Genomic DNA, 12,352 nt, shown 5'->3' with positions numbered 1-12,352 from the left:
TTCGATGTTTCCACAATGCGAAAAACCTTCGGGCAGGATGCCTGATCTTCACGGCAGGAAGCCGCCATCCTGTACTACTCGCCGGTTAGCAAATTCCAATTCCCGTTGAACCAAGACACTGCCAACTTCCCAAAAGGGATCCCTCCGCCGATCACCAGACGTGCCCATACGAGGTTGGCGAAGTAACGCGATGGTAATTTGCGGAGCAGAGGTCGACGGTCTTGTCATTGGTACTCACTGGTCGGACGTTATTGGTGGTGGCAGAACGAGAAAAACATTGCCGATAGGTGACGTGATTTCGCCATGGCAGGATTCGCAAACGATTGTGTGCGAGTCTAGCCAATGCGTGACAGGCGGAAAAGTTGATGAGACACCATTTGTCGAGAAGCGATCCCAGATGAAACGCAACACGCTCGCTTTCTCGTGAAGCCTTATCAGTGTTGGTGAGTCACTGATTGGAGCTTTCGGCATGTAGCACTGGCAGTGGTCGCTAACGATATGGGCTATCAACTCGAGCAAGTACTCAAACCCTAAGCGAGAAAGGACAAATCGCTAGGTTTTGCCAGCTTTGACCACATGAAGATCTTCGCCTAGCGATTCAAGCAGTTCACTGAAAAGCTCCTCAGCCCGTGTCGCGATCTGTTGGGAATGCCCGACAAACGTTTCGTTGTAAACCATTTGGCTACCATCGAAGCACATCTCCTTATTGCCTACAGTGAAAACACTGGTTTGAACGGTATTCCACCACGCTTGGACTTCGTCGTTTCGATACTTCTTACTCATGACGAAACGCAAGCTCAAGGTGACTTGCGGAGTGCCGTTGAATCGGGGCAGGGTTACTTCGGAGTCCTCGGTGGCGTCAAACGGGATGTGGATCTCTGCCATGACTCGCGACCTGATGGTGTAAATCACCATATCGTTGACCGCTTTCCAGCGTCGGAATCGACACGGGTGCTGACGTTCGATCGCCAACTCGTAGGCGGCATCGATGGCGTTTGAGATCAAGAGTCGATCGCCTTCGTAATTGAACTTTGTCTTATTCATCTTCCTGCTCATCGTTGTCTTCGCTGTTCACAGGGTAAGGGCCTAGGGATGTTTCCCGATGTAGCCCGCTGGTTCCAGTACCTCGCGTTTCAGCCAATCCGGCGCTTTGCCTTCGTAGCCAACAAAGTCGAGCATTACTCCTCGACCACCCACCGTGAGTAGCAAATCTTTCAAGTCTTTGGTGGTCAATTCGACCCCATTTATATCGGCCCGTTGTGTTCGCGGGTTGATGCGGACGGTTCCTGAAGGATACATTTCCTTGGCTTCGCCATGCTCTGCATTAAGATACCTGTAGACCGCGTTCTCAACGACAGCAGCGTCTTCATCGGAGATTTCGGTGTCACCGGCAATGTAAGCCGATAAGCTTGGTGAATAAGTAACGCCAAGTTCCTCGTCGGAGATTGTGTAGCTTGACTCTGTTGGATTGATCTGTTTGTATCCGGAGAATGCAGCGTAAAGGCGAGATGCCTCCTTGTCGTTGAAATACCACACCATTCAAGGGATAACCGGATCGAGGGTGCATCAATGACGTTGCTTCTGAAGCCGCCGCAGGTTCTGTTTTCAAACAGTGGACTGCGGGGGCTTCGTGTTTCTCTTTCCGCTTCTCTTGAGGCGAGTTGATCCCAGCTGCCGTTGGCAGATGGTCCGGGGTAGGCACGCCATGAACGAACCGAGTTGGATTCTTTTCCCAAGCTTGCTTAAGCGTTTCGAAACGCGCTCTGCGGAGCGCCTTCCGCTCGACCATCATGCAGCATCGCTGGCGGCATCATTTCGATTCCACTGTGATAATGTTCGTTGTTGTACCAGGGAAAAATGACGACAAAATCTCAACGCATCTTCGTAGCTGCCGAATCGTTGCGGAAAATCTGGGCGATACTTCATCGTTTTGAATTGGCTTTCAGAATACGGGTGATCGTTGGAGACGTGCGGGCGACTGTGGCTTTTTGTGACTCCGAGCGAACTCAGTCATTGAGCGACGCTGTGCGACGTCATCGAAGGACCTCGGTCGCTGTGGATGATCAAGCAACGCCTTGCGTTCCTTTGTCGAAAGCGACCGAGCAGGTGTGGGTTGCGGCTTCGTTTGCGTCTTTATTTCACGGCGTCGATAAAACGTCGCTCGCGAAACGTTCATCGCGCGACAGGCCGCCACGACACCGATTTCCTTGCTAAGCGTTCTAGCGGCATTCAGACGTCCTTCTCGTGTGACCGTGTCTGGATCATCTCCGAGACTTTTTTTGGGCGTCAATGATCAACTCCGCCTGGCGGAGTTTTTCCTTGAGCCGTTCATTGTCGCGTTTGAGCTTTTCAAGCTCTTGGTTGGACGATCGTTTCGGGCGGCGTTTACTGGGCGGCGTTGACTGGGCGATGTCATGGTTTCCTGGTGTAGTTGGCGACGCCATCGTGCGAGCATGGACGAATAGAGGCCCTCGCGTCGAAGCAAAGCTCCGATCTCGCCAGGCTGTGAGCACTGTTCTGCTTCACGAGCAATCCTCTGTTTGTACTCGGCGGTGAAGCGACGACGAGCCGCTTTCTCAATGACTTCAGGATCTTTTTCAGACTTTTTTCCAGGCGTGTCGGCCATCGGGATACTCAATGCCCTCAACTCTTAAAACAACATGAAAAGTGTCTCACGTCTGTTGGCACAGAGGGCGGGCAGAAACGCAGAAAGCCCAGTAACAGAGTACAGACTGGACCCGATGTCCACCTGCTCAGCCGGCCGTTGCTGCGATAGAACTCTACTGGCCCAAGCGGTGTGATAAATGGAATGCCGATCAAAGCCGGTCATTTGAGTTCGATCGTCCGAGCAGGGATAGCGGTCACCCCAGTTCACACCAGGCTTTTGCTCGGGATCACAGGAGGATCGAAAACGATGGTATTCGCTGGCTAACCGCGCAAAACGGATCGCCTGGCGACTCTGATTCCAGCCGGGAATCAAGCGATGAAGCTTCATTGATAATCCTTTTCCTGATGGGAGAGAGCACCAAACTAGCTATCAACCCCAGCCGTTCACGCGGCGTTAATCACGCAGTGTAAAGAACGCGCTTTCGCGACCACTAACCTGCCGAGCGAATCGTGAGGCCTGGCGTGACTGCTAGCGGACATTCCATCAGCTGCTCGTGCTGCAGAATCCGAAATAGCGATTCAGACAGCAACGAAAACGGAATTCGACAAGGGCGATTAAAGACATTCGTTGCAGGTCGACAAAGCATCCGCCGAACAAGCTTGTAAACGGATGGTCCATCAAACGGTGTCGCTGTCTTTTGGTTTCTGCAGAGAACGATCCATGTCTGTTTTCCCTTCTCTTCGCGTGATCTTTGTCCACGTTCCCAAAACAGCGGGCGAGAGCATTTCGAATCAGTTGCGGACCATAGAAGAGAATCGCAGTGGCAAGCGATACTTTCCGATGAGAAGGCTTTGCAATCGCTTCCCTGTCCTCAAGCACTCAACGATGCCTGAGATTGCAGCGGCTGCGGGTAGATGGACGTTGCCACTGTTTACGAAATTCACCGTGGTTCGGAACCCCTGGGATCAAGTGGTTTCCTTCTACGAACATCTGCGAAAACCGCTGTACCAGGATCGCTACCAGGGCAAGCTGCTTCACCCTCAGAACGCCTGCCGTGCTGCGATGGAGCTGACGTTCTGCGATTGGGTACAAAAGATTTATGTTGAGCACCAGCACCAAGACGAATCCGATACAGACCAACATCCGAAAGACTATTTCCAATGTCAAACGGCATGGTTCTGCAATGGTCAGGGCAAGGTAATGGTCAACCACATTCTCAAGTTCGAATCGTTGAAGAGCGACCTCAAAGCTCTCGGCAAAGCCATCGGGCAACCGCTATCTTTGTCAGTGCATGACAACGCTTCCCAGCGGAGCTGCTACCAGGATTACTACGACCAACAGACTGAAGAGATCGTCGCCAAGCACTCTCGTCGCCTGATTGAAATCGCGGGCTATCAATTCTGAATCGGCGAGTAATCGTTTCCTTCTGGGGAAACAGCTCTGGGTTGAAATGGGAGCCCAATCCGCGACTGCTGCCAGCCCAGACTGAACGCTGTTTCTAGAGCGTCCCAAGCGCCAGAGCCGCCAGACCATCTTCGACAAGTTGATCGCAAATGGGGCAGTCAGTGCTGTTCCCGAACCCTCCAGTCTCGCCGTGCTGTATGTCGGCCGTCTCCGGTTTGGTCGCATAACAAATTAGCCTTTGACCTCGCGAAGCCGAGGCTCAAGGGCTTGGTTCATGTCCTTCCCCAATAGGGACGCACCCTTGCTAGACGGTGGCAGTGAATCGTTGACACTCAGTGCTTTGTCTCCCAAGCCGAGTTGGTCCAAGGTATTGGGCTTGGATTCGCAGTGTAGCTCATGGTGGTGGTGCGAGAGTCAAGCAAGGCATGAAAAACAGCAATGGGATGAAGCGATGGGTGCGGGTTTTTACGACTGGTACGTCGCGGAGGTCTTAAGGCCGCCTGAAAGTGCAAAGGAAACCGCACCGCCGATCACAGCAGCGGTCACACAACTTTTTCTTCCAGGTCTCGACTGGCAACCAGAATCGACTGGCAATTATCTGGCCGACTCGTTCTAATCAGTCCTTCGACGTCGCAACACGAAAGCGACAAACTTCAACGCACGATCTATCCCGGCACACCCCGTGCCCGGATAGATCGCATTTCGTTATGCGTTTCAGAGGCGGCCGATACGGATTCGTGAACGATTTTTCCATCGAGGCGTATTGAAGCATGTACCGAGAGTTGATGTATCTCCACCTGGCAACGGTCCTGCCGTGTGTTGTGTTGGGCGCGTTGTTGTTCGCAATGCATAAAGGAACGCGGGTGCACCGGCGGTTGGGGGCGGTCTATATGGTTTTGATGCTAATTACTGCGAGCTTGACATTGATCATGCCTGCGATGGTTGGGCCTCGGCTTTTTAACCACTTTGGCTTTATTCACCTGTTTAGCTTCCTGACCATCTATACCGTTCCTACTTCCTTCTTCGCGATTCGGAGAGGTGATGTGCGTGAACACCAAATTGGTATGATCATGCTGTATTGTGGTGCGATAGTGATCGCGGGGGGATTCACCCTGATGCCGGGACGTTATCTTCACGGTCTCATTCTGGGATAATCTCCAGCGTTGAGCGCTGGGGGATGTCCCATCTGTTGTTAAAACTGCTGATGGTCTCTCTGGTGATCACTTGATTGAGCTTACAGGAGTTCGCGTTTTCATTGGCCGTTCAGATGGAACGAACCGCAGAGGAAACGAAGAGCACAGTGGTGCCGGACGTGGAGCGGTCTTGCACGGACGGAGGGTCAACCAGTCGTGTGCCCGTGTTCTAAATCAGGTTTGATGGTGGTTGGTTCGCGTGGGTTGGGTGTGCGCCGACGTCATGCGCCGTGTCTCGGCGCTCTATTTACCGACAATGGCACTGCGTGCTGCTGAGGTTTCGAAGGCACGGAATTAGGAGTCCGCTGATCGGACGCCGCAGGTTGACGCAATGCTCTTGAACTGGGACACTGTCGTCTGGAATGACTGACGCAGATTCCAGTGCTGGTCATCCGTCGCTTTTATTGCGCTGTGAGTCAATGTTTGACTTGGCGGTTGGTGATTCCAGTACAATCACTTGGGATCAGGCTGGTGCATCACAATCCGTTGCACAGGGAACCGCGGGCCGTGCGGGATTCGAAACAAACATCGTTCACAGCGGCTCGGTGCGCGGGGACGTTCTGTATGGAGAATTTGGTACGTGGACCTTCGTCTCGAACTTCAGCCGCCGATTATCGACCAGGATCTCGCAGCACGTCTAGCGGTACTTGCTGCGAAGATCGACGGTGCGCGGCCCGGAGAATGCGGTGAATGGCTGGCTGAGTTCAACGATCTTGCGGGCACGTCGATCCCATTTGAGCACTTCCAGGGGATCTACGACGGCGAAGAGTACATTGATTGGGCACGCCGAGTATTGCGCGTCCAGCAAACGGTGCCGGCAGCAGACGTTACGCGTGAGGAATTGATCGAGGTTGTTCGTCGTGCCATGTCGGTGAGCGGATACGCTGAATATGAAGCGTACATGGGAATCCTCGATGCTAACGTTCCTCGGCGACACGCCTCAACTCTTCTTTTCTTTCCTCCCGACTACGGTGCGCCAACGAATTCATTCAGTGTCGGTCCACTGATGGGTAATTATGCTCCTACACCCGAGCAGATCGTGGATTGGGCCTTGCAACCTGATCCGAATAACGCAAAGCGATGACAGCGCGCGACTACGTTCTCTGATTGCTTTAGGTCATTATGGTTCTGACTTCGCCGATGTGCGACATGCGGTTGCCGTCACGGGGCTTTGGGATTCACTGGATGAATTTGGGTTAGACGCACGATCGGCGCATTTGCAATGCGTTGCACGTGAAGGTCATAAAGTCACCCGGTCCTGCAACCATGCCGTCGGTTCGAGCCCGGATAACGCGGATATTCGTCGGCGCGGATGCGTCCTCTGTTTGCAGGCGTTGTTCGCAGGACGCTGTAACGGGCTGGCGCTGACTTTTGGGGTGCCCGAAACCAGGAGGTTGCTGTGTAACCGTTGTTCAAGCTCAAATTGTTTTTCGGGAAAGATTGAAAATTGTGTGGAAACTCCAATGGGTAGCCTGCGATACAGGCTCCATTAGTTGACAGGCGATTGCTGAAATAGGACGCGGATGTCGAAACGCGGGTTGATGATTGCAGCCCTGGTAACGCGTTGGTCCTGTTTGGGAGGTAGCTGGCGAGACACTCGTTGATTGGCTGTTTGATTCAAATCAATGGTCGTGACCCGCCTGGTGCAGAACGATTCGATGCATGTGTCGCGGCGATAGAAAACGCTTCTTCGCTTTGTTCCATTTCGTCGAGCTTTCGCCGCCTGTGCTCACGGTCTACTCAAACCCCATGCTCATTATTCGGATGCGTCATTCATGACTGACTCGACTTCGTGCAAACCCGATAAGCGTACACTCCTGTTTCCATTGTTCTTGATCATAGTAGGTGTCGGCTGGTTGCTGACTGCGTTTGGTATTGGACCAAGCATCAATTGGGTGTGGACGCTGGCGCTTGCCGCAGTTGGAGTCATGCCTTTTGTGCTTTACGGAATTGACAAGCTGACGGTTTGTGTCGGCCCGTTTTTCCTGATCGGCAGCTTGCTTTCTGTTTTGCGGCAGTTAGATCTGCTTAGCATCGACCATGAAATGCCTCTCCTTGTCATCCTGGCGGGGATTGTTTTGCTTATTGCTCGATTGCCTGCTGTGGCAGTGCCGACGTGGGCGGTGATTCAGCCTCCGTCTGGACCACCCAGTCATCAGGGATGACTGCGTGATGGATGCGAATTCGCGCCTTCTGACGCACGCTCTCCATTTTGGCTGCGTTTGGCTTTTCGCTTTCGTCCCGAACATTCCTAGGAGTAGCGTCATTGAGGCTGCATTTGGGTTCAGCATGCTGGTAGCGAAACGTGATGATGAGTTCGCGCCAACTCTCTGTTAAGCTCCCTGTCACGGTTATTGTCTCGAGAGCGGTTATGGGGGGGGCGAAACTCCGGACGATGATGGTTTATCTCAATGGGCAGTGCTAGCACCGAGGGACGTCTTGGAAATCTAAGCCAACGGATTCATCCGGTTCCTGCACACGGTCCTCGTTTTCGATTGTTGCGTCGTGGTTGCTTGGGGATTGTTTTGGAGGCTACGCTAATTGGGCGAGTGGGATTGCGACGGTGCGCTGTGGTCGCTTTGGGGAAACTTTAGGCTGGAAATGATGCTTGGTCTCAATTGACTACGAAAGGGACGAAGGACATGAACGCAGGCATGCGGCTTTTGAATCGTGAGTTTGGCTGAACGATTTGAGTGACTCTGTCCGGCCGATGTTCTCTGTGAGATGGCTCTTTATCACGGGACTGGCTGCCGCTGAGGTCCGGTGGCATCCTAGTGTGTTGTGCGAACTGATCGAGCACGGGATTGATGCTTCTGGAGTGACGGGCACTTTTTTTCTCGCTGTCTCAGTTGACTGTTTTGGGCGCTGAGGAAACGGTAGAATCTAAGTGCTGGGAGAGCGTGTCGCCCCATGGATCATGGAGAGAGGAGGGCGACATTCCGCTGTGGAGGAAGGTGCACGATGCGATGAACGTGACTTTGCCGACAGCGGGATTGTTCATGGAAGTCCAACGCTGCCGGCGGGCTATCGGAACAAGCGTTTGTCAAACCAATGACTCAAACCGTGGGGATGCATAAGATGCGACCTGGTGGAAAAGTTTTCTTTTTGGCTGTTCTGGTGTTGGGTACCTCGCTTACTGTTGTGTTTGCGGCGGCGCTCGATCCAGGCGTCAACGACAATTCCTATTACCTTTACACTGGCGCCCTCAAGCGAAGTGATGCCGGTGTTGTTGCTGTTCCATCGCGATTCAAGTGGAGCGTCGAAACAAGCTGGCGCGGAACGGACTCGCAAGGACGCGAGTTGGCAGATACACGTGTGATGTTGCGTCTCTATGATCCCCATCACAACTTCACTGCTGTTAGTGCGCAGATGGATTTGGAAACAGCCGAAAAGCTCCAGCGTGAACTAGCCAGGATGATTGCGAAGAAACGTGAGAACCCGGACTTTCAGTATCGGCCAAACCTCTATGATCCCAGCATGATTCCGACTGGACGACTCAAGGGGTTCCAGGGAAACGGTGAAGCAATCATCGAGATTGAGCCTCAGGAAGACCAGTAAGCCTCCAGTGCAGTCCAGCGGCAACGCTGAGCGTTTGCAAATGGACAATCACTCGCCGCACATGCAGTTCTCTGCGGCAATGCTCATGACGATCAGGCTGCTTGGTGCGGCAGCACTTGCGCTGTCGCGTTTCGATCCTCTGCTGATTCCCATCGAGTTCGCATAGACGTTGGGACCGATGGCGGAGTATCGCGTGACGCCCTCCGAAATGGAGTTTTTGATCGGTGCACTGTCGTCGGCGTTTTGGACGCTGGTTGCGTTCGTTCCATTCGGGGTAGTTGCATGCGTTCTGTCCTGGGATTTTGCTGGCTTGACGAAAGCTTGGTTGCTCGCGGGGCATTCGTGAGGTCTGCAATCGTGTACTTCCTTGCGGTGTCGGTGGTTGGTGGAACCCATGGAGGCATCGCGGTTAAACCTGATTGATTTCCGTTTGTATTGTTTCCGGGGTGATTGGTGCGTGCGAGCACGGCTTGAGCTTTGCATTGTGACGAATGGGTTAGAAGCGGCGTCGTGATCAGGGGGCGTTTCTTGGGCTCGAAGCATTTGGGCAGATCATTGCCAGTGGTTTCCTTGCGTGGCGCGGCGGTGTTGCTTATTGTGTATGAAAGGCGGGTTGGTGACAGCAATGCGTTGGGCATCCGCCGTCGTGTCTCGGACGGCCCTCTGTCTTGCCGAGGACAGGGGAAAGTTGTCTATCAGCCCTATCCTGTGATCATGCATCCTGTAAGATCGATGTGGAGCGTGATCCGGAAATGAACCCATTTCGCATTTGGAGCGCCAAAGACACCCCTACAGCGGAGTTGTGGCCCGCGCGTTTTTACATGGTCGACAGCCGACGTCCACAACCGGCTGTTCACAGACGCTATGCCACTTAGCTGAATGGCACGCAATGAAGAAACTTGCCCAACAGGTCGTTGACAAAGCAGAACGCGCCGTTGATCAACTACGGGATCGCTCAAACGACACTCTGGACTACTCAGAGTCGAGCCTCGCAGTTGTAGACGAAATTCTCGTTGAAGCTTCTGACTTTCTTGATGAAACGCCCGAGGCTCACGTCGACGCATTGGTCCGACTGCTTGGTTCCTACGTTCTTGAAGTTGGTCGGCGGGCCTTCGGTGGGATCTATTACTGGTATGAGGATCGCGATCAGCCTGTGCTGGTCATTGGCGAACCCGACTACAGGGTTGCGATCTTGGCATTCGACAAGATCCGCGGACGACTTTCGGGTAACGAGGCTGCTAACATTCCTCTCTTCTATCGGGGAATGGCAAAACTTGCTGGGGATGCGAAACCAGGAACGGACGTCCTGTACGATTAACTCCTGGTCCCTATCATTGTTAGCGATCTCGCAAACACGGAGCGGGTGATGAAGTATCTGATTACACGCATCGGACGTGCGTTTCTGTTTGCTGTTGTTGACGGCTAAGTGTGCAAGGCTGTTCAGCATCAGAGAGGAATCCACGGAACGATCAACGTCCCAAGGGAAGCCTCGCGGTGTGCGCTAGCCAGCGAGGCCCTCATGAGTGGTGTCGAGGAAGATGCCGTCGATTCGACTGAGGTGGAAGAGATTCCACTGTTGGGGACGTCGAATCGCCTGGAGAAAAGAGAGCGACGAATCGCCGCTGTGTTTGCTCCGGCTCAATTTGTACACTCCCGACCCCTTTAAAACTCAATAGACACCTTGATGAATCGAATGAAACGAAACGTCCTTGCTTTGATTGTGATCTTTCTTGCCGTTGTTTCGTTGACGGTTGTTTCTGTCCACGCTCTGCAAAACAAATTGGAAGTGATTCCGTTGCGTGTCGGCAATAAGTGGGAGTTTTCGGAATCGGAGTTCGATAAATCTGGGACGCTGCTCAAGCGTGAAAACGTGTTCGCCAGTGTCGTCGAAGAGAAAACGATTGAAACGAAGACGTGGTACAAATATCGGGAGTTTGGCAACGATTTCTGGGTGCGTAGTGGAGAGGGTGGGCAATACGAGGCGGTTCTTGACGATTTTGATCAGACGAGTCCGAACAAGGATTCCGAGGAAATCCTATTCTTTCGATATCCTGTTACGAAAACGCCGGTCAAATACAAGACCCAGTTTGGCGACATGAAAGTGATCTCAAGAGACTCAGAAGTGACAACCAACGCGGGAACATTCACTTGTTATCACTATCAGATCCTTGAATCAGATTTGCGAATCGATATTTTCGTTGCACCCGGGAAGGGATTAGTCAAAAATCGCTTTGAAGATGAGACCTCAGTAAGAATCGCTGAGCTAGAATCATATCGTCTCAAACGAGAAGAGAGCGTGACGGTTGGGGCCAATACGGATGGCTGAGTTGGTTCTCCATCGCTGGCGTCGGGCTTCGGTTCAGTTGGCGGCGCTTGACCATCTTCGATTTGGGTTGAAGGATGCTGGCAGGGCTTGCAATCAGATTGAGATGCGGGCTTAGAAGAGGCGATTTCGGCAATGTCCATCCATCGATTCGGTGACGACAAGGTTGCCGTTGCCGCACACTCATGGTGTAACGGAAAAATTCTTCCTTCCGATGAGTCCCTGGTGGGCGACGGGATGTCGCCGGACACGAATTCAAATCGGCGGGCGCTGTCAGAGAAAATTTGGCTGCGATTCAGATGAGGTTCTGCTGTGATGCAGGGGCACTTAGGATGTGGTGTGGGGAGAGTGAGCTAACGGACCATGTCACGTTTCCCCGGGGGCAGTCTATTGAGGGATCGTCGGCTTTGACCGAGGCATGGCGAAGGAGTTGAATTCAGGATAACCTCGACTCTGTGTTTTCGGCGCATTGCTTGGTTCGTCGAGTCCTGGTCATCGCCAGTCGTCCGTTTCCAGTGTCCCCGTTGCAAATTCCCACAAGCCATTCGCGATCGCCGTCCAAGCGTTTTGATGGACGTCGGTTATCCGTGTTGCGAAGAGCCGTCTGAATGGAGGCGCTGTTTGATGCCGGCCGGGTTGTCCGCGCACCAATCAAAACACGACATCAAAAGCGAGTCCCAGGAATTGGAGGTTCGATGAATTCCAGTGGGCCAGCGGGTGTTACAATCCCCAGATTGGCTTTCAGCGTTGGTGTCGACCCGAGTTGGACGGTCAAGTCTACCGTCTCAAACGCGAACGGAGGCAATCGCTGCAGGTGCAGAACACTAAGACGCACTAATCAATTCGTGAGAATCAGTGCCGATGAGCGTTCCAGGTTCGGGAGCTCGGGCATTGCTTCTTTTGTACGACGAGCAATCGTGTTCGTTGCGGACGGGGCACCTGGGGCGATTGGGTGCTATCCGTTGAAGAGGAGTGGACATTGCCGTTGCGGCTTGATTGATTCGCGGGAGCTTGTAAAAGCATTGTAAAAAGCGGCCGCATTGTCGAGCGGGTTGTGACTTCATGCGTATGAATCAGGGAGTTGGATTGCTTCGCCATCGTTGTCGGGGACACTCATGAAGTTCACCGTCGTTTTGCTTGCCATTGTTGTCGTTTGTCCTTACTGTTGCGCTCGGGAAGAGCTCACGGAAACAGAACGCGTTTGCCAGCAAAGACACACGCAGCACCACAGGCGAGTTCGCAAGGTTGATGTCAGTAAAATCGATT

General features: G+C 53.1%; 12 protein-coding genes and 1 pseudogene. 8 read left to right on the top strand and 5 right to left on the bottom strand.

Features of this window, described 5'->3' with window-relative positions; translation table 11 throughout:
- Positions 1 to 552: 552 nt before the first annotated feature.
- The 5 genes and pseudogenes from SV7mr_RS12490 to SV7mr_RS12475 all read right to left on the bottom strand — a co-directional run bounded on the left by SV7mr_RS12490 (position 553) and on the right by SV7mr_RS12475 (position 2,995).
- Complete coding sequence (locus tag SV7mr_RS12490; RefSeq protein ID WP_145272465.1) at positions 553 to 1,044, bottom strand: hypothetical protein; 492 nt, start codon at positions 1,042 to 1,044, stop codon at positions 553 to 555.
- A 42-nt stretch (positions 1,045 to 1,086) separates the two neighbouring features.
- Positions 1,087 to 1,539, bottom strand: a complete 453-nt coding sequence (locus SV7mr_RS25350) for a hypothetical protein (RefSeq protein ID WP_419187320.1) — start codon at positions 1,537 to 1,539, stop codon at positions 1,087 to 1,089.
- 251 nt (positions 1,540 to 1,790) lie between these two features.
- A pseudogene (locus SV7mr_RS25895) lies at positions 1,791 to 2,091 on the bottom strand (integrase core domain-containing protein); the annotation flags it as partial.
- Positions 2,092 to 2,293: 202 nt separating this feature from the next.
- The gene (locus SV7mr_RS25345; RefSeq protein WP_419187319.1) at positions 2,294 to 2,626 is read right to left on the bottom strand and encodes a transposase; all 333 of its coding nucleotides are present in this window, start codon (positions 2,624 to 2,626) and stop codon (positions 2,294 to 2,296) included.
- A 24-nt stretch (positions 2,627 to 2,650) separates the two neighbouring features.
- Positions 2,651 to 2,995 (bottom strand): hypothetical protein, encoded by a 345-nt coding sequence (locus SV7mr_RS12475; protein ID WP_145272461.1) that lies wholly within the window; start codon positions 2,993 to 2,995, stop codon positions 2,651 to 2,653.
- A gap of 333 nt (positions 2,996 to 3,328) precedes the next feature.
- Between SV7mr_RS12475 and SV7mr_RS12470 the strand changes: the two genes are divergently transcribed.
- The 8 genes from SV7mr_RS12470 to SV7mr_RS12435 all read left to right on the top strand — a co-directional run bounded on the left by SV7mr_RS12470 (position 3,329) and on the right by SV7mr_RS12435 (position 11,089).
- Complete coding sequence (locus SV7mr_RS12470) at positions 3,329 to 4,012, top strand: sulfotransferase family 2 domain-containing protein (protein ID WP_419187318.1); 684 nt, start codon at positions 3,329 to 3,331, stop codon at positions 4,010 to 4,012.
- Positions 4,013 to 4,286: 274 nt separating this feature from the next.
- Positions 4,287 to 4,628 (top strand): hypothetical protein, encoded by a 342-nt coding sequence (locus SV7mr_RS12465; RefSeq protein WP_145272458.1) that lies wholly within the window; start codon positions 4,287 to 4,289, stop codon positions 4,626 to 4,628.
- A gap of 154 nt (positions 4,629 to 4,782) precedes the next feature.
- On the top strand, positions 4,783 to 5,166 hold the full coding sequence (locus SV7mr_RS12460; protein ID WP_419187317.1) for a DUF2306 domain-containing protein: 384 nt from the start codon (positions 4,783 to 4,785) through the stop codon (positions 5,164 to 5,166).
- A gap of 619 nt (positions 5,167 to 5,785) precedes the next feature.
- Positions 5,786 to 6,289 carry a hypothetical protein gene (locus SV7mr_RS12455; protein ID WP_145272456.1) on the top strand — a complete coding sequence of 168 codons (504 nt, stop codon included), beginning with the start codon at positions 5,786 to 5,788 and terminating at the stop codon, positions 6,287 to 6,289.
- Positions 6,290 to 6,980: 691 nt separating this feature from the next.
- Complete coding sequence (locus tag SV7mr_RS12450) at positions 6,981 to 7,370, top strand: hypothetical protein (protein ID WP_145272454.1); 390 nt, start codon at positions 6,981 to 6,983, stop codon at positions 7,368 to 7,370.
- Positions 7,371 to 8,256: 886 nt separating this feature from the next.
- Complete coding sequence (locus SV7mr_RS12445; protein ID WP_419187316.1) at positions 8,257 to 8,763, top strand: hypothetical protein; 507 nt, start codon at positions 8,257 to 8,259, stop codon at positions 8,761 to 8,763.
- An 889-nt stretch (positions 8,764 to 9,652) separates the two neighbouring features.
- Positions 9,653 to 10,081, top strand: a complete 429-nt coding sequence (locus tag SV7mr_RS12440) for a hypothetical protein (RefSeq protein WP_145272450.1) — start codon at positions 9,653 to 9,655, stop codon at positions 10,079 to 10,081.
- A 366-nt stretch (positions 10,082 to 10,447) separates the two neighbouring features.
- The gene (locus SV7mr_RS12435) at positions 10,448 to 11,089 is read left to right on the top strand and encodes a hypothetical protein (RefSeq protein ID WP_419187315.1); all 642 of its coding nucleotides are present in this window, start codon (positions 10,448 to 10,450) and stop codon (positions 11,087 to 11,089) included.
- The last annotated feature ends 1,263 nt before the right edge of the window (positions 11,090 to 12,352 follow it).

The organism is Stieleria bergensis, from assembly GCA_007745635.1.
Classification (GTDB): Bacteria; Planctomycetota; Planctomycetia; order Pirellulales; family Pirellulaceae; genus Stieleria; species Stieleria bergensis.
The sequence above is the reverse complement of the archived record's forward strand: the minus strand, read 5'-3'. Positions and strand labels throughout refer to the sequence as shown.